A 25269-nucleotide genomic window follows, 5' to 3' on the forward strand; every position below is an offset into this window, starting at 1 on the left:
TTGGCACTATGAGCACTCTTGAGCCCGAGCGCGGGACTGGTACGGGGACCCTCGTAGAGCCGACGCCCCAGGTGTCGCACGGCGACGGGGACCATGAGCGCTTCGCCCATTACGTCCAGAAGGACAAGATCATGGCGAGCGCCCTCGACGGCACTCCCGTGGTGGCGTTGTGCGGCAAGGTCTGGGTGCCGGGGCGCGACCCGAAGAAGTACCCGGTGTGTCCCATGTGCAAGGAGATCTACGAGTCCATGGGCTCGGGCGGGGACGGCGACAAGGGCAAGGGCGGCGACAAGTAGCCGTTCGGCCGGTCCGACTTTCTGAGGCTCTCGGTTTCTGAGGCCCTCGGGGCGCGCTTCGGTGCGCTCCGAGGGCCTTTTGCGTGTCACGAAGTGGTTGAGACCTCTTGTGGCCGCGTTCATCCACTCCTTAATCTCCGTGGTGTTGTGCAGAGCGAAACGCCCATTGCATATGTTGCAACGCACGCCCGGATTCCCGGAGGAACGCTCCATGAAGCTCGCCCCCCGATTCGCCGTACTCGTGGCGGCCGCCGCTGTCGTCGCCGGCTGCGCGCCCCAGACCTCCGACAACTCGTCCTCCGACAAGGACGACCAGAGCGGCACCCTGCGGGTGTGGCTCTTCCAGGAGGTCGGCAACGATCCGAAGGCGAAGGTCGTCGACTCCGTGGTCGCCGCCTTCGAGAAGGCGCACAAGGACACCGAGGTCGACGTCGAGTACATCCCGATCGACACCCGCGCCCAGCGCGTGAAGGCCGCCTTCAACGACCCGAAGTCCGCGCCCGACGTCATGGAGTACGGCAACACCGACACGGCCGGCTATGTGAAGGACGGCGGACTCCTCGACGTCACCGAGGACTTCGGCGCGTGGAGCGAGGCCAAGGACACCGACCCGACCGCGAAGCAGTCCGTCACGGTCGACGGCAAGATGTACGGCTCCCCGTTCTACGTCGGCGTCCGCGCCCTGTACTACCGCACCGACGTCTTCAAGGACCTGGGCCTCCAACCCCCCAAGACCATGGCCGAGTTGGCCGCCACCGCCCGGAAGATCCACAAGGCGAAGTCCGACCTCTACGGCCTTGTCGTCGGCGGCGCCTACACGTACGGCGCGATGCCCTTCGTCTGGGCCAACGGCGGCGAACTCGCCACGGCCAAGGGGGGTTCGGGGGACTCGTACACCTCCGCGATCGACAGCGCCGCCGCCCAGAAGGGCATCAAGGCCTACACCTCGCTGTTCACCAGCGACAACTGTCCCGCCGCCAAGTGCGCGGTGATGGGCGGCAACGACACGATCACCGCGTTCGCGGCCGGCAAGGCGGGGATGGCGATCGGGGGCGACTTCAGCCACACGGCGGTCGAGGCGGGCAAGGTCAAGGGCAAGTACGCGGTCGTGCCGTTGCCCGGGGTCGCGTCCGGGTCTGTCGCCCCCGCGTTCGCCGGGGGCAACAACATCGGTGTCCTGAAGAGCACTTCGCACCGCACGCTCGCGGTGGACCTGATGGAGCAGCTCACCTCGAAGACGACGCAGGCGTCCATGTTCGACGCGATGGGGTTCCTGCCGACGTTCACCGACGTCCGGGACGCGGCCGCGGCGAAGGTGCCCTTCGAGAAGCCGTTCGTGGAGACGCTGGCCGCGGGGACGAAGTTCGTTCCCGCGGCGCCGGGTTGGTCGGAGATCGACTCCTCGTTGGTGCTGCCGACGATGCTGCAGGAGGTCATCAGCGGCAAGAAGAGTGTGGCTGCGGCTTCGGGGGATGCGGCGAAGAAGATGAACGACGCGTTCAGCTCCGCGGGTTGAGCGGATGCGTACGCGAAAGGCCTGGACCCCCTGGCTCTATCTCGCCCCCGCTCTGGTCGTCCTTGGCGGGTTGCTGGTCTACCCGATTTACCAACTCGGCCTGATCTCCTTCTTCCAGTACACGCAGGCCCAGGTCAGTGGTGGGGAACCGACGACCTTCAAGGGGTTCGGGAACTACTCGGAGTTGTTCTCGGACAGTCAGTTCTGGCAGGTGCTGCTGTCGACCGTGTTGTTCGCGGGGGCGTGTGTAGTCTCGACGCTCGCCGTCGGGTGTGCGCTCGCGGTGTTGCTCACGCGGGTGCGGGCCTTGCCCCGACTGGTGCTGATGCTGGCCGCGTTGGGGGCCTGGGCTACGCCTGCGGTCACCGGGTCGACCGTCTGGCTGCTGCTCTTCGACCCGGACTTCGGGCCGGTGAACCGCATCCTGGGCCTCGGTGACCACTCCTGGACGTACGGACGGCTCAGCGCGTTCTTCCTCGTCCTGCTCGAAGTGGTCTGGTGCTCCTTCCCGTTCGTGATGGTGACGGTCTACGCCGGGATTCGCGCCGTGCCCTCCGAGGTGCTGGAGGCCGCCGCGCTGGACGGGGCCTCGCAGTGGCGGATCTGGCGGTCCGTCCTCACGCCGATGCTGCGGCCGATCCTGACCGTCGTCACCATCCAGTCCGTCATCTGGGACTTCAAGGTCTTCACCCAGATCTACGTCATGACCAACGGCGGCGGCATCGCGGGCCAGAACCTCGTGCTGAACGTGTACGCCTACCAACAGGCCTTCGCGTCCTCGAAGTACAGCCTCGGCTCGGCGATCGGTGTCGTCATGCTGCTGATGCTGCTCGCCGTCACGCTGGTCTATCTGCGCCTGCTGCGCAGGCAGGGGGAGGAGCTGTGAGTCTGCTTCGCGGTCTTGTACGGCGGCCCTGGCGGCTCGCCGCCGAGGCCTCGGCGCTGCTGATCGCGGTCGTCGTCGCCTTCCCCCTCTATTGGATGGTGCTCAGCGCCTTCAAACCGGCCGGGGAGATCGAGTCGAGCGAGCCCCGGCCATGGACGCTCGCGCCCTCTCCGGACTCGTTCCGGCGGGTGTTCGGGCAGCAGGAATTCGGCCGGTACTTCGTCAACAGCCTTGTCGTGGCGGGCTCGGTGGTCGTCGTCTCGGCGCTGATCGCCTTTCTCGCCGCGACGGCGGTGACGCGATTCCGGTTCCGCTTCCGGACCACCCTCCTGATCATGTTCCTGGTGGCCCAGATGGTGCCCGTGGAAGCGCTGACGATCCCCCTGTTCTTCACCATGCGGGGGCTCGGGCTGCTGAACACCCTGGGGTCGCTGATCCTGCCCCAGATCGCGTTCTCGCTGCCGTTCGCGATCTGGATGCTGCGGGGGTTCGTGAAAGCCGTACCGGACGCGCTGGAGGAGGCCGCGTACATCGACGGGGCGAGCCGGACGCGATTCCTGTGGCAGATCCTTTTCCCGCTCGTCTTCCCGGGGCTGGTCGCCACGAGCGTGTTTTCCTTCATCTCGGCCTGGAACGACTTCCTCTTCGCCAAGTCCTTCATCATCAGCGACACTTCCCAGTCGACCCTGCCGATGGCCCTCCTCGTCTTCTACAAGCCGGACGATCCTGACTGGGGCGGGGTCATGGCGGCCTCCACGGTGATGACGATTCCGGTGCTGGTGTTCTTCGTACTCGTACAGCGACGTCTGGTCTCGGGGCTGGGCGGAGCGGTTAAGGACTGACGTGACTGACGTGACTTCAGAGACGGAACTGATTCCGGCGCCGAGCAGCGTCGCGCACGCGCTGCCCGGTGGGGGTGTGGGCTACGTCCTCGACGCCGGGACCGAGATCGACGCGGGCCCCGGCACCGAGCGGGTGGCGCAGTGGCTGCGGGCCACCGTCGGCGCGGCGACCGGACTGCCCCTGTCGCCTCATCAGGACAGCGGAAACCGCATCATGCTGCGCGTCGGCCCGGGGGAGTCCGACGATTCGGAGGCCTACACCCTGATCGTGGACGGGTATCTGGTCCACCTCTGGGGGGCCGACGAACCCGGCCTGTTCTACGCCGCCCAGACCCTCCGTCAACTCCTCGGCCCCGAGGCGTTCCGCCGCGCCCCGGTCACCACCGAGCGGCGCTGGGAACTGCCCGCGGTCAGCATCCGCGACGCACCCCGATTCCGCTGGCGCGGCCTCATGCTCGACGTCGCCCGGCACTTCATGCCCAAGGAAGGCGTCCTGCGCTACCTGGATCTGATGGCGGCGCACAAACTCAACGTCTTCCACTTCCACTTGACGGACGATCAGGGCTGGCGCGTACAGATCAAGCGGTACCCGAAGCTGACCGAGATCGGGTCCTGGCGGGCGCGCACGAAATTCGGCCACCGTGCCTCACCGCTGTGGGACGACAAGCCCCACGGCGGCTACTACACGCAGGACGACATCCGCGAGATCGTCGCGTACGCCGCCGAGCGGCATATCACCGTGGTCCCCGAAATCGACGTACCGGGACACTCGCAGGCCGCCATCGCCGCGTATCCGGAACTCGGCAACACCGACGCCCTCGACACCGACTCCCTCTCCGTCTGGGACACCTGGGGCATCAATCCGAACGTACTCGCCCCCACTGACAACACCCTGCGCTTCTACGAGGGGGTGTTCGAGGAACTCCTGGAGCTGTTCCCCTCGGAGTTCGTCCACGTCGGCGGCGACGAATGTCCCAAGGACCAGTGGAAGCAGTCGGCGACCGCGCAGGCGCGCATCAAGGAACTCGGGCTCGCGGACGAGGACGAGTTGCAGTCGTGGTTCATCGGGCACTTCGACAAGTGGCTCTCCGCGCGCGGGAGAAGGCTCGTCGGCTGGGACGAGATCCTGGAGGGCGGGCTCGCGGACGGAGCTGTCGTGTCGTCATGGCGCGGCTACGAGGGTGGGATCACCGCCGCCCGCGCGGGCCACGACGTCGTCATGTGCCCTGAACAGCACGTGTACTTGGACTGGCGGCAGGCCCCCGGGGAGGACGAGCCGGTGCCGATCGCCCATGTGCGCACCCTTGAGGACGTCTACCGCTTCGAGCCGGTTCCCGAGCAGCTCAGCGAGGCCGAGGCACGGCATGTGCTGGGCGCGCAGGCCAACGTGTGGACCGAGGTGATGGAGGATCACGCACGCGTGGACTACCAGACGTTCCCCCGGCTCGCGGCCTTCGCCGAGGTCGCCTGGAGTGCTCTTCCGGCGCCCGCGGAACGGGACTTCGGCGACTTCGAGCGCCGGATGGCCGCCCACTACCCGCGCCTCGACGCCCTGGGGGTCGCCTACCGTCCGCCCACCGGACCACTGCCGTGGCAGCGGCGCCCCGGGGTGCTCGGCCGACCCAAGGACGGCCCGCCCCCGAACGCGTAGAACCCGTAAGGGAAAAAGGCCCCATGGGTCACCGTTGAGTGGCAATCCGCGCGTACCGGTGATGCCGTACGAAAACGGACCATCTCCCTGATGAGGCGGGCGAATGCCTCCTTGCGGACCCCCGCGCTCGGGTCTTGCGAAGATGTGCCAGAGTTGCCACGTCCGCCCTGTCAGCACGTACCGTACGGCAGCAACAGGTGGGACCAGGTGGGGCAGCGGGAAGGGGCAGCCGGTTTGACCACGCACGCACCGCAGGCGGGGCAGTCCGTCACGCTGCCCACGACGCTGGACGAGGCCGTGGCGGCGCTCACGGACCTGCCCACGGCCGTCCCGGTGGCCGGTGGCACCGACCTCATGGCGGCCGTCAACTCGGGCCAGCTGAGGCCCAGCGCGCTGGTCGGTCTCGGGCGGATCAGCGAGATCCGCGGCTGGCAGTACCAGGACGGGCACGCGCTGCTCGGCGCGGGCCTCACGCATGCCCGGATGGGCCGCCCGGACTTCGCCGCCCTCATCCCGGCGCTCGCCGCCTCCGCGCGTGCCGCGGGCCCGCCGCAGATCCGCAACGCGGGCACCCTGGGCGGCAACATCGCCTCGGCCGCGCCCACCGGGGACGCGCTGCCCGTACTGGCCGCCCTGGAGGCGACGCTGATCATCGCGGGCCAGGACGGAGCCCGCCGGGAGATCCCGGTGTCGCACCTCCTGGCCGGCGTGGAGATGCTGCGCGGCGGCGAACTCATCGGCTTCGTGCGCGTGCCGCTGCTGCACGCCCCGCAGGTCTTCCTGAAGGCCACCGGCAGGACCGGCCCCGGGCGCTCGGTCGCGTCCGTCGCGGTCGTCCTCGACCCCGCCCGGCGCGGGGTCAGGTGCGCCGTCGGAGCCATAGCGCCGATGCCGCTCAGACCGCTGGACGCCGAACAGTGGGTGGCCCGGCTGATCGACTGGGACAACAGCCGCACGATCGTCCCCGAGGCGCTGAGCGCCTTCGGGGAGTACGTCGCCGCGGCCTGCATCCCCGACCCGGTACCGGCCGAGGACGGCTCCGTGGAACAGCTTCCGCCCGCGGTACTGCACCTGCGGCGCACCGTCGCCGCACTGGCCCGACGAGCACTCGGGAGGGCGCTGTCGTGACCGACGACCAGCACGGAGAGGGCACCCCTCAGGGCGGCGGACGCTGGGACCCGCTGCCCCAGGGCGACTACGACGACGGCGCCACGGCCTTCGTGAAACTCCCCGAAGGCGGCATCGACGCCCTCCTGGCCGCCCCGGGGCACGGCTATGTGCCGCCGCCCATCACGGCCACCCCCGCCCCGGACGCCGACCCCTCGGGCACCGGCTCCTGGGCGATTCCCGCCGAGGGCGTCCAGTGGCCCGACCCGAACGCCGTACCGCAGCGCGGGACGGCCGGGGGCGACCAGTTCTCGTACCGCCCCGGGTCCACCGGCCAGTGGACCTTCCAGGACACCAACGCCCCGGACGCGGGCGCCGCTCCCGGTCGCGACGTGACCGGGGAGTGGTCGATCCCCGTCGCCGGCGGTGATCTCCCGGACGAATCGGGCGAGTTCACCACCTCGGCCCTGGTCGAGCAGTGGGGCGGCACCCCGCCGGCCACCCTGCCCGGCGGCGCACAGGCGCCCTGGGCGACGGACGGCGCGGGCCAGAACTGGGCGCAGCAGGCGTCGGACACCGGAGTGGTCGAGCGGCCCGGCGAGCACACCGACGGACGCGGTCTGGAACACCCGGCCGACCGGTCCGCCACGCACACCACCGGCGAGGTGTCGGCACGGGCCGCCACCCGGCCGCCCGCCGAGGCGACCCGGCAGCCGTACGGCGAACCCGGCGACCCGTACGCGCACACCCGATCCGAAGCACCCGGCGACCCCTACGGCGACGCGCGCGCCGACCGCCACGACGACACCGCCGCCGAACTCGCCGCGGACGACGCGCAGTCGGCTCACGGGAGCGGCGCGGCGGGCGACGACGGCGAAGGGCCCGCGGAGGGCACTGAAGGGCCCGCTGCGGCGTCCGCGGCGGTCGATGCGGCCGACGGTGCCGACGACGCTCCGGAGGCCGCTGAGGCGCCCGTGGCGGCCGTCGAGCCCGACGCGCCGGACGAGGCCGCCGAACCGGCCCCGAAGATCCCCGGCGAGGAACACCCCCTCGCCTCCTACGTGTTGCGCGTCAACGGCGCCGACCGGCCCGTCACCGACGCCTGGATCGGCGAGTCGCTGCTCTACGTGCTGCGCGAACGCCTCGGCCTCGCGGGCGCCAAGGACGGCTGCTCGCAGGGCGAGTGCGGGGCCTGCAACGTCCAGGTCGACGGCCGGCTCGTCGCCTCCTGCCTGGTGCCCGCCGTCACCGCCGCCGGCTCCGAGGTCCGTACGGTCGAGGGTCTCGCCGTCGAGGGGCAGCCCTCGGACGTGCAGCGGGCGCTCGCCAAGTGCGGTGCCGTGCAGTGCGGTTTCTGCGTGCCCGGCATGGCGATGACCGTGCACGACCTCCTGGAGGGCAACCCCGCGCCCACCGAACTGGAGGCGCGCCAGGCCCTGTGCGGCAACCTGTGCCGCTGCTCCGGCTACCGGGGTGTCCTGGACGCCGTACAGGAGGTCGTCGCCGAGCGCGAGGCGCACGCCGCTGCCGCCGAACCCGAGTCGGACGGCGACGAAGCGCGTATTCCCCACCAGGCGGGTCCCGGGGGCGGTGGCGTCCACCAGTCGGCGTTCGAGTCCCCGCGCACACAGGACCAGGTGTACGGCCAGGACGGAGGTCAGGCGTGAGCAACGAAGCCGCCACCGCGACCACGGAGGCCGCGCCCGCCCCGGAGCTGCCGGGCCACGGGCTGGGCGCCTCGCTCCCGGCCGCCGACGCCCGCGCGAAGACCGAGGGCACCTTCCCGTACGCGGCCGACCTGTGGGCCGAGGGCCTGCTCTGGGCGGCCGTCCTGCGCTCGCCGCACCCGCACGCGCGCATCGTGTCTGTCGACACGTCCCACGCGCGGGACATGCCGGGTGTCCGGGCCGTCATCACGCACGAGGACGTGCCGGGCCGGGACCGCTACGGCCGGGGCACGGCCGACCGTCCGGTGTTCGCCTCCGAAGTGGTGCGCCACCACGGGGAGCCCATCGCCGCGGTCGCCGCCGACCACCCCGACACCGCGCGCATGGCCGCCGCGGCCATCATGGTCGAGTACGAAGTACTCGACCCGGTGACCGACCCCGAGCAGGCCTTCGAGGCCGAACCGCTGCACCCCGACGGCAACCTGATCCGGCACATCCCGCTGCGTCACGGCGACCCGGACGCGGTCGCCGACATCGTCGTGGAGGGCCTGTACCGCATCGGCCGCCAGGACCCCGCCCCCATCGGCGCCGAGGCCGGTCTCGCCGTACCCCGCCCCGACGGCGGCGTCGAGCTCTACATCGCCTCCACCGACCCGCACAACGACCGCGACACGGCCGCCGCCTGCTACGGCCTGGAGCCCGACCGCGTGAAGGTCGTCGTCACCGGCGTCCCCGGGGCCACCGCCGACCGCGAGGACCAGGGCTTCCAACTCCCGCTCGGACTGCTCGCGTTGAAGACCGGCTGCCCGGTCAAACTCACCGCCACGCGCGAGGAGTCCTTCCTCGGCCACACCCACCGCCACCCCACGCTCCTGCGCTACCGCCACCACGCCGACGAGGACGGCCGGCTGGTCAAGGTCGAGGCCCAGGTGCTGCTCGACGCGGGCGCCTACGCCGACACCTCCTCGGAGGCGCTGGCCGCCGCCGTCTCCTTCGCCTGCGGCCCGTACGTCGTCCCGAACGCCTTCATCGAGGGCTGGGCCGTGCGCACCAACAACCCGCCCTCGGGACACGTCCGGGGCGAGGGCGCCATGCAGGTCTGCGCCGCCTACGAGGCGCAGATGGACAAGCTCGCCAAGAAGCTCGCGATGGACCCGGCCGAGCTGCGCCTGCGCAACGCCATGGCCACCGGTGACGTCCTGCCGACCGGTCAGACGGTGACCTGCCCGGCGCCGGTCGCCGAACTCCTCCAGGCCGTACGGGACTTCCCGCTGCCGCAGCTCCCCAAGGACACCCCCGAGGACGAGTGGCTGCTGCCCGGCGGCCCCGAGGGCGCGGGCGAACCGGGCGCGGTGCGCCGGGGCGTCGGCTACGGCCTCGGCATGGTCCACATGCTCGGCGCCGAGGGCGCCGACGAGGTCTCCACGGCCACCGTGAAGGTCCACGACGGCATCGCGACGGTGCTGTGCGCGGCCGTGGAGACCGGCCAGGGCTTCACCACGCTGGCCCGGCAGATCGTCCAGGAGACCCTCGGCATCGACGAGGTGCACGTCGCCCCCGTGGACACCGATCAGCCCCCCGCCGGCCCTGGTTGCCGAGGCCGTCATACCTGGGTATCGGGCGGCGCCGTCGAACGCGCCGCGAAGATGGTCCGCACCCAGCTCCTCCAGCCCCTGGCGCACAAGTTCGGGATGTCGACCGAGCTGCTCCAGATCACCGACGGCAAGATCACCTCCTACGACGGTGTCCTCTCGACGACCGTCACCGAGGCCCTGGACGGCAAGGAACTCTGGGCCACCGCCCAGTGCCGTCCGCACCCGACCGAGCCCCTGGACGAGGCGGGTCAGGGCGACGCCTTCGTAGGGCTCGCCTTCTGCGCGATCCGCGCGGTGGTCGACGTGGACATCGAGTTGGGCTCGGTCCGGGTCGTCGAGCTGGCCCTCGCCCAGGACGTCGGCCGCATCCTGAACCCGACCCAGCTGGTCGCCCGCATCGAGGGCGGTGTCACCCAGGGCGTCGGCATCGCGCTGACGGAGAACCTGCGCACCGCGCGCGGGTTGATCCGCCACCCCGACCTCACCGGCTACGCCCTGCCCACCGCCCTGGACGCCCCCGACATCCGGATCGTGAAACTCGTCGAGGAACGTGACGTGGTCGCCCCCTTCGGGGCGAAGGCGGTCAGCGCGGTCCCGGTGGTCACGTCCCCGGCGGCGATCGCGTCCGCGGTGCGCGCGGCGACGGGCCGTCCGGTGAACCGGCTGCCGATCCGCCCGCAGGCTGCGGTGGTGACGAACAGCGGTCCCTACGGGCAGTAGGTGCCAGGTGCTTGAGGGGGTCGTCCTCATCACCGGCGTGATGGCCTCCGGCAAGTCGACGGTCGCGCAGGCGCTGGCGGAGCGGCTGCCGAGGGCGGCGCATGTCCGGGGTGACGTCTTCCGGCGGATGATCGTCTCGGGGCGCGAGGAGTACGTCCCCGGTGCGGGCGGCGCGGGGGAGTCCCAACTCCGGTTGCGGTACCGGCTGTCGGCGGCGACCGCGGACGCGTACGCGGAGGCCGGGTTCACCGCGGTCGTCCAGGACGTGGTGCTGGGCGCGGAGTTGTCGGCGTACGTCGACCTGATCCGCACCCGCCCGCTGCACGTGATCGTCCTCGCGCCGACCCCCGCGACCGTGACGGCACGGGAGGCGGGGAGGGCGAAGAGCGGCTACGGCGCGTGGACGGTCGAGGAGTTGGACCGCGCGCTGCGGACGGAGACCCCGCGCATCGGCCTGTGGCTGGACACCTCCGGGCTGACGGTGGGGGAGACGGTGGACGCGATCGTCGGGGGACGGGAACGTTCGCGGGTGGTCTGAGCGTCTGATGAGGTGAGGACGTTTCGGACGTTTCGCGTCCTCCGGGGCTCTGTAGGGCGTTTTCGCTGGTCAGGGCCGTTGTCAGTGGTGCCGCGTAGTGTTCTGGGCAGTGGGGACGACAGCGGAACACCGGTGCCACACGGGGAAGATTCACGCACGGGGGAACGATGAGCAGGACCGACGCCGGTGCTACGGCGACCATGATCACCTTGACCGAGGACGACCTCGATCCGTACATCACGCACGCGTCGACGCGTCGTTGGCTGACCGGTCCCGGACTGCCGGGCGACAGCGGCCTGTTGACGTTCGAGGAGCTGCGCAGGGCGGGCCTGCGGACGGTGGCTGACTCGCTGGGCGACCCCGCGCCGCTGGCGGAGGAGCTCCGGGACCAGCTGGTGATAGGCGCGCTCTGGGGACCCGACGGCGGCGAGGCGGAGTCGATCCTGCTGGACGGCGAGACGGGCGAGATCGCGACGACGTACTTCTTCCACGACCGCCCGCACCTCATGGAGACCGGCCCGCTGGCCCCGTCGATCGAGACGCTGGCCCGCTTCACGACGACCACGGACGAACTGACGGACCTGCGCGGCCAGTTCGCGTCCTACGAGGGCCGCCACGGCACGAAGACGGCGGCGGAGGCATCACGTCAACTCCTCGCGGTCTTCGAGTCGGAGACGGACGGCGAAGTCCCCCCGTTCTGGAAGGCGGCGGCCCTGATCCGTCCGCTCGCGCTGGTCGCGGGCCCGGGCACGACGTCAGGCCTGACCCTCGACATCCCGGCCCGCCTGCTGGACCAGGAGTTCGGCCAGGGCGCGGTCGCCCGCTTCGAAGAGGTCGACTTCCCCGCCACCCTCACTCACGAACCGACCCGCCGCTTCCTGCGCGAGACCGGCCTTCCCGAGGACGCGTTCCTCTTCCAGCTCGACACGGAGGTCCCGCTCCCCACCCTCACCGAGTTCTTCGAGGACGAGCCCGCCGAGGAACTCCCGCCCCGCGCCGACCAGTTGATCCGCCTCGGCTACCTCATGGAGGACAACAGCCTGGTGGTGGACGGCGCGACGGGCGAGGTCCTGACGTGGAGCGAGCCGGAGGCGACACTGGCTCCCCTCAACACGGACGTCTCGACCCTGGCCTTCACCCTCTGGCTGCTCCACCGCGAGAAGGCGATCGACGCGGACCTGTCGGGCGAGCTGACGGCAGAGGCGTACGACCAGTTGGCGACGACGATGCTCCAGACGCTGTCGGCGGTGGACCCGACGGTGGCGGGGCGCCGGCGGGCCGGCCGCGATCACCCGCACTACTGGACGGAGGCGTTCCAGGACGAGGCGGGCGGGGTGCTGTGACGCGCGCGTGGGCGGCCGAGGAATTCGTTCGCGCCGCGGTGGGGCGAGCCGCTACCGTCCGCGTGGCCGCACCGCGGTGGGTGGGGGCGGGGTACGAGACGGCACGGGCGAGGGGACCACACATGGAGACCGAGCGCATGCGGACCGACCGACTGGGCCTGCTCCTGGAGCAGTTCGACAAGGCCCGGGAGATGGCCCAGGTCCGGCTGAAGGGCCTCGGTGACGAGGAGTACCTCTGGGAGCCGGCCCCCGACTGCTGGTCACTCCGGCACCGGAGCGAGGCGGTGACACCGAGGGCGTTCGGACCGGGGGAGTGGGTTCTCGACCTGGGCGCGGCGGACATCCCGGCGAGCGAGTACGCGGAGGTCGCCCGGCAGGCCGCCGACGGCATGACGGTCGCGAAGATCGCCGAGGACTGGAGCGTGACCGTCGAACGCGTCGAGGAGATCCTCGCCCACGAGGGCGAGCCGGAACCCGACACGACACCGATCACGACCATCGCGTGGCGCCTGGGACACCTGCACTTCCAGTTCGCGGGGGCGTGGGAATGGGCGTTCGGTGAGCGGCGCCGGGACCCGAAGCAGATGGTCGACTTCAGCCCCTCCGCAGCCCTGACCCTGGACCGGTTCTGGCCGGTGATCGACCGCTGGCGAGCAGCCGTGGCCACGGTCACGGAGGACCAGTTGGACGTGGTCGGCTTCTCCCGGTACCCGTACGGCTCCGACCCGGACGACCCGTACGTCTCCGTACTGGCGGGGGCGAACCTGGAGTTCATCCACCACATGGCGGAGATCGCGTTGCTGCGGGATCTGTGGCGGACGCGGGGTGCGAGCGAGGGCTGAGCCCGAGGCGCCTTCGGGGAGTTCAGGCGCCTCGCGGGAGTTCGGCCGAGGGCGGGGAAGGGAAGCACCTCAGGCCGGGGCGAGGGGCTCGGCGGGAACGGTGGCACCGAGCGCGGCGTTCTGCAGGGCCGTGATGCGCTCGATCACGAGCCCCGCCAGTACGGCAGCCGCGATCATGAGTGCCTCCTCCACCACCAGGAAGGCCATCGAGCCCGGGGCCACCCGGATCGCGACCGTGAGCACCAGCGCGTGCCCGACCCAGGCGGCCCACCACGCGTTCACCAGGGTCGTGTCCCGCTTCTCCTGCCAGGACGCGGAGCTCGCGCGTCCGATGGCGAGGACGATCCCGCGAGGGACCACGAGGTTGACCAGCGGAACGAACCACATGCCGATCGTCCGGCCCCGGCTCGGCACCGAGGCCCCGGGCGACAACTCCTGCGCGTTGCGCCGGGATTGGGTGAGCCACACGAGGAACAGCACGATCGCGAGAGTCGTCAGATAGACGGAGACCATGGAGACGAGGCCCGACTCGGATGCGTCCGTGCGGTGCAGGTATTGATCCCGGACCGTCGCCGCACGGAACACGTCCCCCACAGCGGACACGGCTATCGCCACCTGCGCGGAACGGACCAGGATCCGGGGAGCTCTGCGGGCGGTACTCGTCATCGGCTTCGGCCTGTCTCGGAGGCGGGTGCGGCCGCGGCGGACGCCGGGGCTGAGTGATCATAGGGTCCGATCGCCGCACGCGCGTACGATTTTCGCGTCCCCGCTCCGGGACTTCGGCCGGTCAGCCCGCCGCAGGACTCTGCGGGTCCTGCGGAACCCGCGCCCGCACGAACCCGTGACTCCGCTCCACCTTCGCCACATGCAGCGTGTAGCTCTCGTACCACTGGTCCTGCCCGCGTTTCTGCGCCGCACGGTGCTCCGCGTTGGTCCGCCACTCCGCGAGCGCGTCGGCGTCACGGAAGTACCCGACGGTGATCCCCAGCCCGCCCGGAGTCTGCGCGTGGTCCATCCCCAGATACCCGGGGATGGCCCTCACCAGCTCCTCCATACGTGCGTTGGTGTCGCCGTAGCCGCTCTGCTCCTGGGTTCGCACGGTGGTGAACACGGCTACGTAGTAAGGGGGTTGATAGGCCTCGACGGGCGTGACAGGCGCGACAGGTGCTTCGGGGTGATCGCTCATGGCGCCACGGTAGGGCAGGGCGCACCCGGTGTTGACGCCGAGAGGTGAACCGGCACGTGGCACCGCCGAGGTCGGGCAGAGGGCCACGCCGCGTGCTTGTCGGACGTACGACCGGAGGCCGTGGCGGGAATCGAACCCGCGTAACTCGCCCTGCGGGCTTGCCTGTTGTGCCCCTCTGCGGGGGAGTCGCAGCCGTACCTCGGTCAAGGTCGTCGCCACTGCTGCCGACGTCAACGACAAGCTCGCGACGCCGAGCCGCCGACCCGCGCCCGGCCGGTTCTGCCGGTTCGGTCGGTTCGGCCGGGATCAGTGGTCGGAGGCGGTCAGCAGGCCGATCAGGTAGCTCGCGATCGAACGCTCCAGCGCCGCGGCGAAGGGCGTACGGAGGAAGGCGAGGCTCGGAGCGTAGGCGTAGGCGGTGCGTGCGGCCTCCGCCGGGTGCCGGGTGCCGGGTGCCGGGTGGTTGCGTGTCCACAGTGCTCCGACGAGGACGCTCGTCATGTCGGCCGCTTCGGCTTCCTTCCGGTCGCCGGGTTCGGGCAGGAGGGCGTACGACCTGTTGCGGATGTTCGGCCGCGAGGGGTAACTCACGCCGCTGGGACAGGCGTTCGTCGAGTACGGGCGGATCGCCGAGACCCTCTGCGCCTGCTCGCCGTCGTCGACCCGGCCGATGACACCTACCGCCGGCGGGCGACGCGGTACATCGGCGCCGCCGCCGCCCGGCTCCGCGCCGTGGGCCACGAGATCCGCGACGAGGATGTCGCCCGCCCGTCCCCGCTCAAGCACCGCGACCTCGACGTCCCGGGCCGCTACGGCTTCGATGCCGTCCGTCCCCGTCGGCGGGAGCCTGCGGCCGTTGCGCGATTGGCAGGCGGCGGGGCTCGACGACGGTGAGGACGGTGGGCGGGACTGGCCGGGCGGTGGGTCAGAGGGTGAACTCGACGGGTTCCCTGCCCTGCGTGACGAGGCTCTTCCACAGGTCGCTGGGGTTGCCGGTGGAGGCGTTGCGGAACTCCTCCCAGTACCAGTCGGCGCCCAGGAGCTGCTTGACGCGGGGTACGGCGACTCCGTCGGGGCCGGTGTAGTAGCGGACCTTCTCGATCCTGCCGTCCGTGACCGCCTGGTAGATGGCCTTCGCGGTCACGGCCGGGCTGGAGCCGGTGCCCTGCATGCCGAAGAAGCGCTGCATGCCGGACTGGTACTCCTCGGGGATGTCGTCCGCCTGGTCGATCTTGGTGAAGATGCGTGTGGCGTGGGCGCCCGGGAAGACCGCCTTGACCGAGACCCCGAAGGCCGCCATCTCGATGTTGAGGCCCTCGGAGAAGGCCGCGACCGCGGCCTTGGAGGCGGCGTAGACGGCGGTGTAGGGGTAGCCCTGGTCGGCGCTGATCGAGGCGATGTTGACGATCACGCCGGAACGCTGCTCGCGGAAGTGCGGCAGGAAGGCCTTGGTCAGGGCCATCAGACCGAAGACGTTGGTCTGGAACTGGTCGTGGACCTGCTCCATCGAGGAGGCCTCGACGGGGCCCATGTGGTAGTAGCCGGCGTTGTTCACCAGCGCGTCGATGCCTCCGAACTGGGCGGCGGCCTGTTCGGCGAAGGCGGCGTCGGCGCCCTCGTCGTTGACGTCGAGCAGCAGGGTCTTCACGTTCGGCAGGTCGTCGTGGATGGCGAGGTCCGTCTCCTTGCGGACGGTCGCCACGACGTTCCAGCCCTGGGACGCGAACAGGCGGACGCTGTCGCGGCCGAAGCCTGAGGTGGTGCCGGTGATGACAACGGTGCGGTTCATGAGGGGGACTCCTTCGTGGTCTTGGCGGTGTCGATCCGCCGGGGCACACGCCGCCGGATGGCCCGGCCAGAGGTGGCGGTCTCTTGCGTGATCACGGATCGGCAATTTCAGACCGCCGGTCTGTTGAGATGCCCCCAACTTAAGGTACCGGCGGTCTGATGTCAAAAGACCGGGAGTCTGTAATATGTGGGGCATGAGTACTTTCCAGCGTGCGCGCAGCGAGGAGCAGCGAGAGATCCGGCGGCGGGCGATCCTCGACACCGCCGCCGCCATGCTCGACGAGATGCCGGTGAGCGCGGTCAGCCTCAACGAGCTGAGCCGTCGCGTCGGGCTCGCCAAGTCGAACGTGCTGCGCTATTTCGAGTCCCGCGAGGCGGTCCTGCTGGAGCTGCTGGACCACGCCTGGAAGGGGTGGACGGCAGACCTGCCCGACCTGCTGACCGCCGGTATCGACGCGGAGGCCGCGGCGGAGGAGCGCGGCGAGCAGTTCGCCGCGGTGATCGGTGACTCCCTCGCCGAACGCCGCATGCTGTGCGATCTGCTCAGCGCACAGGCCGGCGTGCTGGAACACAACGTCTCCCCGGAGGTCGCCGCCCGCTACAAGAGGGCCGCCGTCGACAACGTCGACGCGCTCACGGCCCTCGCCCGCGTTCACCTGCCCGAGCTGGGAGATCGCGCTCAGCAGCTGGCCGCGTCCATGATCATGGTGATCGGCGCGGTGTGGACCCACGCCCGCCCGTCGCAGGCGATGCTCGCCGCCTACGAGGCCGACCCCTCGCTCGCTGTTCTGAAGATGGACTTCGCCATCGCCCTGCGAGAAGCGCTGGCCACCCTCACCGTCGGCACGCTCGCCCGCACTTCTCCCTGAATCCCACCCTCAGCCCAAAGCCGAGCCACCCCCTCTCATGCCTAGGAGCAGCCGTGCGCGTCATCGTCTTCGGAGCGTCCGGAATGGTCGGCCACGGCGCGGTGCGCGCCTGTCTCCTCGACGAGGCCGTCACCGAGGTCCTCGTCGTCGTCCGCAGCCCTCTTCCTCTGGACCATCCAAGGCTGCGGCAGATCATCCACACCGACTTCACCGACTACACCGCCGTCCAGGACCAGTTGAAGGGCCTGGACGCGTGTTTCTTCTGCCTCGGCGTCTCCGCCGTCGGGCGCGGTGAGGAGGAGTACACCCGCGTCACCTACGACTACGCCCTCGCCGCCGCCCGCGCCCTGAACGCCGCGAACCCCTCGCTGACCTTCGTCTACGTCTCCGGCGAGGGCACGGACAGCACCGGCAGGAGCCGCCAGATGTGGGCCCGCGTCAAGGGCCGCACCGAGAACGACCTGCTCGCCATGCCGATGCGCGCGTACATGTTCCGCCCCGGCTACATCCAGCCCGTCGGCGGCGCGACCTCCCGCACCCCGGTCTACCGCGTCCTGTACCGCATCACCGCGAGCCTGTACCCGGTCCTGCGGCGAGCCTTCCCCCGCCATGTCACCACCACCGACGCCGTCGGATCCGCCATGCTCGCCGTCACCCGGCTGAAAGGCGCGGGCCCCACGGTGCTGCACAACCCCGACATCAACCGCCTCGCCGCAGCCGAGCCCGGGCAAGCGCCCAAGCCTCCGCACTCCTGACTGCCCTGGGGGCCGCTCCCGGTGACCCCCGGCCATGGGCGTGGCGCTCCGGATCGGCTGCGCGAGGACGTCGACCGTCCGTCAGGAGCAGATCAGCACCCGCATCAACAGCAGGCCCTCAGAAATACGGCCGGCCCCACCGTATTTCTGCGTTCGGGTGGGGCTGCGACCGGAACCGCTCGCGCAGGTCGATCTCCTCAGCGGCGAGCGGGTCCTCGGGCAAGCAACTGACCCGGACCCGTCCTGAACGGGGCCCCAGACCTGGAGAGCGGCCTTCGATCAAGGAACATGCAGATCAAAGCTACTACTGGAGGCCGTGGCGGGAATCGAACCCGCGTAACTCGCTTTGCAGGCGAGTCCCTGAACCACTCGGGCACACGGCCGTGTTTGGTGATTTGACCGTAGGGCCGGGGGGTGGGGCCGGGCAAGGGGGCCGGGGGTGGTGCAACGGGACTGCCACACGCCGTTCATGAAGAGGAGCGGGGCGGCTGTGGTCGTACGACCAAGGTCTCAGTCCTCGACCATCCTCCGACAGGGGTCAACCCGGCCTGTGGACCTTACGCTGGCGGGCATGACCGTCCTTGAACCTCGTGACGCCGACGTCACCGACAGCGCCTCTGACCTGGCCGACGAGTGTCGTGACTCCGTGTTGGGGCGGTCGCATCGGGCGCTCAGTGTCGGGATCGTGTCCGTCGTTCTGCTGATCGCCTTCGAGGCGACGGCGGTTGGGACCGCGATGCCGGTTGCCGCTAGGGAACTGGGCGGGGTGTCGTTGTACGCGTTCGCGTTCTCCGGGTACTTCACGACCAGTCTCTTCGGGATGGTGTTCGCCGGGCAGTGGTCGGATCGGCGGGGGCCGCTCGGCGCGTTGACCAGTGGGATCGGGGCTTTTGCCGCCGGGCTGGTGGTGGCCGGGACCGCTCAGGTCATGTGGGTGTTCATTCTCGGGCGGGCCGTGCAGGGGCTCGGGGGTGGGCTCGTCATCGTCGCTCTGTACGTCGTCGTCGGGCGGGCTTATCCGGAGCGGTTGCGGCCCGCCATCATGGCCGCGTTCGCGGCGAGTTGGGTGGTTCCGTCCATTGTCGGGCCGCTCGCCGCCGGGGCCGTGACGGAGCATCTCGGGTGGCGGTGGGTGTTCCTCGGGATTCCGGTGCTTGTTGTCTTTCCGCTCGCGCTCGCCCTTCCTCAGATACGGCGGCGGGCGGCCGGGCCCGTGTCGGAACACGATCAGCAGTCGTCCGGGTCCTTCGACCGGCGGCGTATTCGGCTCGCCTTCGGGATCTCGGTCGGCGCCGGGCTCTTCCAGTACGCGGCTCAGGACGTGCGGTGGTTCTCGCTTCTCCCCGCTGCCGCCGGTGTCGCGCTGCTCGTGCCCGCCGTGCTCGGGTTGTTGCCGCGGGGGACGTATCGGGCGGCGCGGGGGCTGCCCTCCGTCGTGTTGTTGCGAGGGGTGGCCGCGGGATCGTTCATCTCGGCGGAGTCCTTCGTGCCGTTGATGCTCGTCACGCAGCGGGGGCTGTCGCCGACCTTGGCCGGGTTCTCGCTCGCGGCGGGGGGTGGGACGTGGGCGCTCGGGTCGTGGGTGCAGTCCCGGGCGGGGGTCGAGCCGTATCGGGAACGGCTGATGACGGTCGGGATGGTGCTGGTGGCTGCCGCCATCGCCGGGGCGCCGAGTGTTCTTTTCCATGCCGTGCCCGTGTGGATCGTCGCCGTCGCGTGGGCGTTCGGGTGTTTCGGGATGGGGCTGGTGATCTCCTCCACCAGCGTGCTGCTGCTTCAGCTGTCCGCTCCGGCGGAGGCCGGGTCCAACTCCGCCGCGTTGCAGATCTCCGACGGGTTGTCGAATGTCGTGCTGCTCTCTGTCGGCGGGGCCGCGTTCGGGGCGTTGGGCGGGGGCACGGTGGGGCATGTCGTCGGTTCGGCGGGTGGTGGGGGACATCCGGGGGCGTTCGCGGCGGTGTTCCTGCCGATGGCGGGGGTGGCGTTGGCGGGGGCCTGGGTGACCACCCGGGTGCGGGCGGAATCGCGGTGACGTCGCGTGTGGCGCTCGGCGCCGCTCGCCGGCGCTCGGTGTCGTTGAAGGGCGGTTGGACCGACTGTGGTACAGGGACGAGGGGGGCTCGATGCCCCTGCGTGACCGCTCGGCGGGTGGTGGGGGCCGTCCGGGGGCCTGGGTGACCTACGCGGGTGCGGGCGGAATCGCGGTGACGTCGCGTGTGGCGCTCGGCGCTGCTCGCTGGCGCTCGGTGTCGTTGAAGGGCGGCTGGACCGACTGCGGTACACGGACGAGGGGAGCTCGATGCCCCTGCGTGACCGCTCGGCGGGTGGTGGGGGCCGTCCGGGGGCGTGGGTGACCACGTGGTGCGGGGGAACGTCAAGGAGCCGTGAGCCGTAGAGCGGGATCGTGGTGATATTCCGTCGCCTGCCGGTGATCGGCGCCCCTACCCTCGCCCCATGCACCAGCCGACCTCCCGCCACCAGCTCCACCTCGAACTCGACCCCGGCCTCCGGCAGGCCCTCGATGACCTCGCCGACGCCACCGGCCGGCCACCGGAGGACCTCGTGCGGGACGCCGTAGGCAGATATCTGGACGAGGAGGGTGCGGCGGTGCGGGCGGCGGCCGAGCGGCTTGCCGTCGCGCATGCCGATCTGTTGAGGAGACTCGGCGAATGACGTACGACTCCAGCGCCTCCGGCCGTCGTCACCTCACCGTCGGCGAAGTGACCGACGTCGCGCGGATCGCCTTCGGCGGTCGGGCGCCCGAGGTGCGTGAGCCGGGGCTGTTCGCCTCGGCGGTTCACCGGCCGCGCGCTCGTATGTTCGGTACGGCGGCCTACGCGGATCTGTACGAGCAGGCCGCCGCTCTTCTCCACGCCCTCGCCACGAACCACCCCCTCGTCGACGGCAACAAGCGCACCGCGTGGCTCGCCGCCGCGGCCTTCCTCGCCGTCAACGGGGTCGATCTCGCCGAGGTGGACCAGGACGGGGCATATGACCTGGTCATCGACGTGGCCTCGGGGACGGAGGGGGACGTGGGGGTGATCGCGGAGGTGCTGCGAGGCCTCGCCGGACAACCGATGTGACCTCAGTCCCACCCCCGCCACCCCGGCGCAGTCCGCACGCTGACACCGCCACCCCGCCGGTAGGGTGGCCCGGTTGTCATATGTAGCCGACGTAGCCGACGTGACCGAGCCGCCCTACCCCCGAACCCGGAGACCGTGACTACTACCGCCGCCTCCTCCGCCAGCTCCCACCACCTCTCTCCCGCCTTTCCCGGCCGCGCCCCCTGGGGCACCGCCGGCAAGCTGCGTGCCTGGCAGCAGGGCGCGATGGACAGGTATGTCCAGGAGCAGCCGCGGGACTTCCTCGCGGTCGCGACCCCCGGTGCCGGCAAGACGACCTTCGCGCTCACCCTTGCCTCCTGGCTGCTGCACCACCATGTCGTGCAGCAGGTGACCGTGGTCGCGCCGACCGAGCACCTGAAGAAGCAGTGGGCGGAAGCCGCCGCGCGGATAGGGATCAAACTCGACCCGGAGTACAGCGCGGGGCCGCTCGGCAAGGACTACGACGGTGTCGCGATCACGTACGCCGGTGTCGGCGTACGGCCGATGCTGCACCGCAACCGTGTCGAGCAGCGCAAGACGCTCGTCATCCTCGACGAGATCCACCACGCCGGTGACTCCAAGTCGTGGGGCGAGGCGTGCCTCGAAGCCTTCGAGCCGGCCACCCGCCGCCTCGCGCTGACCGGTACGCCGTTCCGGTCCGACACCAATCCCATTCCCTTCGTGACGTACGAAGAGGGAAACGACGGGATCCGGCGGTCCTCCGCCGACTACACCTACGGGTACGGCAACGCGCTCGCCGACCACGTCGTCCGGCCCGTCATCTTCCTCTCCTACAGCGGCAACATGCGCTGGCGGACGAAGGCCGGTGACGAGATCGCCGCGCGGCTCGGCGAGCCGATGACGAAGGACGCGATCAGTCAGGCCTGGCGTACGGCGCTGGACGCGCGCGGTGAGTGGATGCCGAGTGTGCTGCGCGCCGCCGACCAGCGGCTGACCGAGGTCAGGAAGGGCATCCCGGACGCCGGTGCCCTCGTCATCGCCACCGACCAGGACTCCGCGCGCGCCTACGCCAAGCTGATCCGCGAGATCACCGGCAGCAAGGCGACCGTCGTGCTGTCGGACGACACCGGTGCCTCCAAGCGCATCGACGACTTCGCGGCGAGCAACGACCGGTGGATGGTCGCCGTACGCATGGTGTCCGAAGGTGTCGACGTGCCTCGCCTCGCCGTCGGCGTGTACGCCACCACCATCTCCACGCCCCTCTTCTTCGCCCAGGCCGTCGGCCGCTTCGTGCGGTCCCGGCGGCGCGGCGAGACCGCCTCCGTCTTCCTGCCGACCGTCCCGGACCTCCTCACCTTCGCCAACGAGATGGAGGTCGAGCGCGACCACGCCCTCGACAAGCCCAAGAAGGAGGGCGAGGAGGACCCGTACGCCGAGTCCGAGAAGGAGATGGAGGAGGCGAACAAGGAGCAGGACGAGGACACCGGCGAGCAGGAGCAGTTCTCCTTCGAGGCCCTGGAGTCCGAGGCCGTCTTCGACCGCGTGCTCTACGACGGCGCCGAGTTCGGTATGCAGGCGCACCCGGGGAGCGAGGAGGAGCAGGACTACCTCGGTATCCCCGGACTCCTCGAACCCGACCAGGTGCAGATGCTGCTCCAGAAGCGGCAGGCCCGGCAGATCGCGCACAGCCGCAAGAAGCCGGACGGGGAAGCCGACCTGCTGGAGCTGCCCGCCGAGCGGCGGCCCGTCGTCTCCCACAAGGAGATGATGGAGCTGCGGAAGTCGCTCAACACCATGGTCTCCGCGTACGTCCACCAGACCGGCAAACCGCACGGCGTCATCCACACCGAGCTGCGGCGCACCTGCGGCGGTCCGCCGAGTGCCGAGGCCACGGCCGGTCAGCTGCGGCAGCGCATCGCGAAGGTCCAGGAGTGGGCCACCCGCATGCACTGACCGACCCCGCTCGCGCACCCGCCTGACCCGCACATCTGTACGGAATCCGCGCAGGAGCGACCCCCAGGTCAGGACATATCGACATGAACGGAACCGGTCCGTACCAGTCGGTGACCGGATTCTGGACGGAGACTTCCGCTCAGCGAACCGCCTTCGCTAGTGTCCCGCTACGCACACGCCCCGTGGCAGCGCCGCCGCGGAGCGCAGCCGTGAAGCGACTGGGCCCGGACACGCCGGGCCGCCTCGCCGATCGGCGGCCTCTGAAGCGCGTCACTGACGGGACTCGGTGACGCATCCGCCGCCAGGGGGCCGCCGACCTCACCACTTAAGGAGTGGGCGTCGTGACCGCGGAGACCTCCCAGACGCTCGACCGAGGACTGCGCGTCCTCAAACTGCTGGCCGATACGGACCACGGGCTGACCGTCACCGAACTGTCCAACAAACTGGGCGTCAACCGGACCGTCGTGTACCGGTTGCTGGCCACCCTCGAACAGCACGCACTCGTACGCCGTGATCTCGGCGGCCGGGCCCGCGTCGGGCTCGGCGTGCTGCGACTCGGCCGCCAGGTGCATCCCCTCGTACGGGAGGCGGCGCTCCCCGCGCTGCGTTCGCTGGCCGAGGACATCGGGGCGACCGCTCACCTCACCCTGGTCGACGGGGCGGACGCCCTCGCCGTCGCGGTCGTCGAGCCGACCTGGACCGACTACCACGTCGCCTACCGCGCCGGCTTCCGCCACCCCTTGGACCGTGGTGCCGCCGGCCGCGCGATCCTCGCCGCCCGGCACCAGGCCGCGGACGAACCCGGATACACCCTGACGCACGGCGAGTTGGAGGCCGGCGCGAGCGGTGCCGCGGCTCCGCTGCTGGGCGTCACGGGGGTCGAGGGCAGCGTCGGCGTCGTGATGCTGGCCGACGCGGTGCCCGAGCGGGTCGGACCGCGGGTCGTCGACGCGGCGCGCGAGGTCGCCGAAGCGCTGCGCTGAGGCCTGAGGTCGTTTACCGCCAGGGGTGACCGGCGCCCGGCCGAAAGTGGCCGTCGCGTTAGATTGATCCCGTGCTCCTCTCTCGCCTCACGCGCCCCCAGGCCGTAGCCGTCTGCGCCCTGCCCGTCGTGGCCCTGCTCGCCACGGCGGGTTTCGCGCCGCTGCCGTTCTCGCTGGCGCAGCCCGGCCTGACCGCGAACGTGCTCGGCGAGAACAAGGGCACCCCGGTGATCACGATCTCCGGGGCGCCGGTGCGCACGACGAGCGGTCAGCTGCGCATGACGACGATCGAAGCGACCGGGCCCGATCAGCGTGTGTCGTTGAGCGATGTGATCGACAGCTGGTTCCGTACCGATCGAGCGGTCATGCCGCGTGACTCGGTCTACCCGAGCGGCAACAGCGTCAAGGAGATCGAGCAGCACAACACGGAGCAGATGCGGGAGTCGCAGGACGACGCGACCACCGCCGCGCTCAATTACCTGAAGCTCAGCGACAAGAAGGTCAAGGTCACCCTCACGCTGGCGGACGTCGGCGGCCCCAGCGCGGGCCTGCTGTTCACCCTGGGCATCATCGACAAGCTGAACGGCGACGGCAGCGGCGGTGATCTGACCGGCGGTCGCACGATCGCCGGTACGGGGACGATCGGCACCGACGGTACGGTCGGCGCGGTCGGGGGAGTGGCCCTCAAGACCCAGGCCGCGCGACGTGACGGTGCGACGGTGTTCCTGGTCCCCAAGGCGGAATGCTCGGACGCCAAGTCCGAACTGCCCAAGGGTCTACGACTGGTCGCGGTGACCTCGCTGAAGGGCGCGGTGTCCGCCCTGGAGGCGCTGGAGACGGGTAAGGGGTCCGTGCCGGGCTGTTAGGCGAGCGCCGGCTTCGTACCGCCGGGGGTGGCGGCCAGTCGCAGACCCAGTTCTACGAGGGTCCAGCCGAGGCGGGTGCGGAGTTCGCGGGGGTGCCTGGCCTGGGCGGCGAGGCGATGGGCCGCGGCGTCGGCCTGGAGTTCGGCGGCGCGGGCATGGTGCAGCTGAAGGTGGGTTTCCGGGTGCATCGGGGTCTGCCTCGTCTCACTCTGATTCGGTCGGGAAGGCGTGCAGGTGGAAGCGCACCTGTTCTGCTCCGGGTGCGTTCTCGTCCTCATAGCTTTCGAGCAACTCGTGCATTTTTCCGACGAGTTCACGGGTGCGCTCGGGTGTCAGCCGCACGGTCCAGTCGCTCATGTCGGTCGAGTGGGACCAGTTGGGCAGCCAGTCCTCGCGGGTGCCGACCCAGGTCGACAGTTCACGGGCGTGGGTGGTCGCCACCTCGTGCAGGAACGTGTCGGCCGCGCCACGCACCGCCGGGTCGGCGTCGATGAGCAGGTTCTCGTCGAAACCGATGCCCTGCTCGACCGCCTGCCACCAGCGCTCCCGCCCCTTGCCGCGCTCCGGGGCGTCTTCGACGAACCCGTGCGTGGCCAGCTGGCGGAGGTGGTAGCTGGTCGCCCCGCTGGACTCGCCCAGCCGCTCGGCGAGCATCGACGCGGTGGCCGGTCCGTACCGTCGCAGCGCGTTCAGCAACTGCATCCGCAGCGGATGGGCGATCCCGCGCAGCGAACGGGCGTCGAGATTGCGGTACTTGGACGGTTCGGGCTCGTACATGAGTACAAAGATAGCGTTGCAAAG

General features: G+C 70.5%; 24 protein-coding genes, 1 tRNA gene and 1 pseudogene. 20 read left to right on the top strand and 6 right to left on the bottom strand.

Features of this window, described 5'->3' with window-relative positions:
- The first annotated feature begins 8 nt into the window (after nt 1-8).
- The 11 genes from OG226_RS30535 to OG226_RS30585 all read left to right on the top strand — a co-directional run bounded on the left by OG226_RS30535 (nt 9) and on the right by OG226_RS30585 (nt 13003).
- Nucleotides 9-296, top strand: coding sequence for a DUF3039 domain-containing protein (locus OG226_RS30535; RefSeq protein ID WP_026178118.1), 288 nt, complete (start codon nt 9-11; stop codon nt 294-296).
- A gap of 211 nt (nt 297-507) precedes the next feature.
- Nucleotides 508-1812: an extracellular solute-binding protein gene (locus OG226_RS30540; protein WP_329350647.1), complete on the top strand. Its 1305-nt coding sequence runs from the start codon at nt 508-510 to the stop codon at nt 1810-1812.
- A 4-nt stretch (nt 1813-1816) separates the two neighbouring features.
- Entirely contained in the window at nt 1817-2698 is an 882-nt protein-coding gene (locus OG226_RS30545; protein WP_329350648.1) for a carbohydrate ABC transporter permease, read from the top strand.
- A complete protein-coding gene (locus OG226_RS30550; protein WP_328682956.1) occupies nt 2695-3540 on the top strand; it encodes a carbohydrate ABC transporter permease in 846 nt (281 codons plus the stop codon). Before OG226_RS30545 ends, OG226_RS30550 begins: the two co-directional genes overlap by 4 nt.
- Before the next feature lie 61 nt (nt 3541-3601).
- Nucleotides 3602-5191 (top strand): beta-N-acetylhexosaminidase, encoded by a 1590-nt coding sequence (locus tag OG226_RS30555; protein ID WP_443067010.1) that lies wholly within the window; start codon nt 3602-3604, stop codon nt 5189-5191.
- 234 nt (nt 5192-5425) lie between these two features.
- Entirely contained in the window at nt 5426-6319 is an 894-nt protein-coding gene (locus OG226_RS30560) for an FAD binding domain-containing protein (protein WP_327403651.1), read from the top strand.
- Nucleotides 6316-7965 (top strand): 2Fe-2S iron-sulfur cluster-binding protein, encoded by a 1650-nt coding sequence (locus OG226_RS30565; protein ID WP_329350652.1) that lies wholly within the window; start codon nt 6316-6318, stop codon nt 7963-7965. Before OG226_RS30560 ends, OG226_RS30565 begins: the two co-directional genes overlap by 4 nt.
- Nucleotides 7962-10280, top strand: a complete 2319-nt coding sequence (locus OG226_RS30570) for a xanthine dehydrogenase family protein molybdopterin-binding subunit (RefSeq protein ID WP_328682959.1) — start codon at nt 7962-7964, stop codon at nt 10278-10280. The genes OG226_RS30565 and OG226_RS30570 overlap by 4 nt, the downstream gene beginning before the upstream one ends.
- Nucleotides 10281-10287: 7 nt before the next feature.
- Nucleotides 10288-10818 (top strand): AAA family ATPase, encoded by a 531-nt coding sequence (locus OG226_RS30575; RefSeq protein ID WP_329350654.1) that lies wholly within the window; start codon nt 10288-10290, stop codon nt 10816-10818.
- A 167-nt stretch (nt 10819-10985) separates the two neighbouring features.
- The gene (locus tag OG226_RS30580; RefSeq protein ID WP_329350655.1) at nt 10986-12161 is read left to right on the top strand and encodes an SUKH-4 family immunity protein; all 1176 of its coding nucleotides are present in this window, start codon (nt 10986-10988) and stop codon (nt 12159-12161) included.
- A gap of 122 nt (nt 12162-12283) precedes the next feature.
- A complete protein-coding gene (locus tag OG226_RS30585; protein ID WP_329350656.1) occupies nt 12284-13003 on the top strand; it encodes a DinB family protein in 720 nt (239 codons plus the stop codon).
- 69 nt (nt 13004-13072) lie between these two features.
- On the opposite strand, the gene OG226_RS30590 is transcribed toward OG226_RS30585, so the two are convergent.
- Both OG226_RS30590 and OG226_RS30595 read right to left on the bottom strand, forming a co-directional pair.
- Entirely contained in the window at nt 13073-13669 is a 597-nt protein-coding gene (locus OG226_RS30590; protein ID WP_329350657.1) for a DUF4328 domain-containing protein, read from the bottom strand.
- A 121-nt stretch (nt 13670-13790) separates the two neighbouring features.
- Entirely contained in the window at nt 13791-14189 is a 399-nt protein-coding gene (locus OG226_RS30595; protein ID WP_329350659.1) for an antibiotic biosynthesis monooxygenase family protein, read from the bottom strand.
- Nucleotides 14190-14733: 544 nt separating this feature from the next.
- Between OG226_RS30595 and OG226_RS51660 the strand changes: the two are divergent.
- A pseudogene (locus OG226_RS51660) lies at nt 14734-15093 on the top strand (Tn3 family transposase); the annotation flags it as partial.
- Nucleotides 15094-15114: 21 nt separating this feature from the next.
- On the opposite strand, the gene OG226_RS30605 reads toward OG226_RS51660, so the two are convergent.
- The gene (locus OG226_RS30605; protein WP_329350662.1) at nt 15115-15978 is read right to left on the bottom strand and encodes an SDR family NAD(P)-dependent oxidoreductase; all 864 of its coding nucleotides are present in this window, start codon (nt 15976-15978) and stop codon (nt 15115-15117) included.
- A 193-nt stretch (nt 15979-16171) separates the two neighbouring features.
- Here OG226_RS30605 and OG226_RS30610 point away from each other — a divergent pair, with 193 nt between their 5' ends.
- Together OG226_RS30610 and OG226_RS30615 are read left to right on the top strand one after the other, a co-directional pair.
- The gene (locus tag OG226_RS30610; protein WP_329350664.1) at nt 16172-16846 is read left to right on the top strand and encodes a TetR/AcrR family transcriptional regulator; all 675 of its coding nucleotides are present in this window, start codon (nt 16172-16174) and stop codon (nt 16844-16846) included.
- Between the two features lie 53 nt (nt 16847-16899).
- Nucleotides 16900-17601 carry an NAD(P)H-binding protein gene (locus OG226_RS30615; protein ID WP_328682967.1) on the top strand — a complete coding sequence of 234 codons (702 nt, stop codon included), beginning with the start codon at nt 16900-16902 and terminating at the stop codon, nt 17599-17601.
- A gap of 308 nt (nt 17602-17909) precedes the next feature.
- On the opposite strand, the gene OG226_RS30620 is transcribed toward OG226_RS30615, so the two are convergent.
- A tRNA-Cys gene (locus OG226_RS30620) sits at nt 17910-17984 on the bottom strand.
- Between the two features lie 188 nt (nt 17985-18172).
- Between OG226_RS30620 and OG226_RS30625 the strand changes: the two genes are divergently transcribed.
- The 6 genes from OG226_RS30625 to OG226_RS30650 all read left to right on the top strand — a co-directional run bounded on the left by OG226_RS30625 (nt 18173) and on the right by OG226_RS30650 (nt 24468).
- Nucleotides 18173-19633 (top strand): MFS transporter, encoded by a 1461-nt coding sequence (locus tag OG226_RS30625; protein WP_328682987.1) that lies wholly within the window; start codon nt 18173-18175, stop codon nt 19631-19633.
- Nucleotides 19634-20055: 422 nt separating this feature from the next.
- A complete protein-coding gene (locus OG226_RS30630) occupies nt 20056-20274 on the top strand; it encodes a hypothetical protein (protein WP_328682988.1) in 219 nt (72 codons plus the stop codon).
- The gene (locus OG226_RS30635; RefSeq protein ID WP_328682989.1) at nt 20271-20684 is read left to right on the top strand and encodes a type II toxin-antitoxin system death-on-curing family toxin; all 414 of its coding nucleotides are present in this window, start codon (nt 20271-20273) and stop codon (nt 20682-20684) included. Before OG226_RS30630 ends, OG226_RS30635 begins: the two co-directional genes overlap by 4 nt.
- 135 nt (nt 20685-20819) lie before the next feature.
- Nucleotides 20820-22619, top strand: coding sequence for a DEAD/DEAH box helicase (locus OG226_RS30640; protein WP_328682990.1), 1800 nt, complete (start codon nt 20820-20822; stop codon nt 22617-22619).
- Between the two features lie 341 nt (nt 22620-22960).
- The gene (locus tag OG226_RS30645; protein ID WP_033286087.1) at nt 22961-23602 is read left to right on the top strand and encodes an IclR family transcriptional regulator; all 642 of its coding nucleotides are present in this window, start codon (nt 22961-22963) and stop codon (nt 23600-23602) included.
- 71 nt (nt 23603-23673) lie between these two features.
- Entirely contained in the window at nt 23674-24468 is a 795-nt protein-coding gene (locus OG226_RS30650) for a S16 family serine protease (protein WP_328682991.1), read from the top strand.
- Here the strand turns inward: OG226_RS30650 and OG226_RS30655 are convergent.
- Both OG226_RS30655 and OG226_RS30660 read right to left on the bottom strand, forming a co-directional pair.
- Nucleotides 24465-24656 (bottom strand): hypothetical protein, encoded by a 192-nt coding sequence (locus tag OG226_RS30655; RefSeq protein WP_329350667.1) that lies wholly within the window; start codon nt 24654-24656, stop codon nt 24465-24467. The two genes, OG226_RS30650 and OG226_RS30655, sit on opposite strands and share 4 nt — an antisense overlap.
- 16 nt (nt 24657-24672) lie before the next feature.
- A complete protein-coding gene (locus OG226_RS30660; protein WP_329350668.1) occupies nt 24673-25245 on the bottom strand; it encodes an ArsR/SmtB family transcription factor in 573 nt (190 codons plus the stop codon).
- Nucleotides 25246-25269: the final 24 nt, after the last annotated feature.

The organism is Streptomyces sp. NBC_01261 (assembly GCF_036226385.1).
GTDB lineage: Bacteria > Actinomycetota > Actinomycetes > Streptomycetales > Streptomycetaceae > Streptomyces.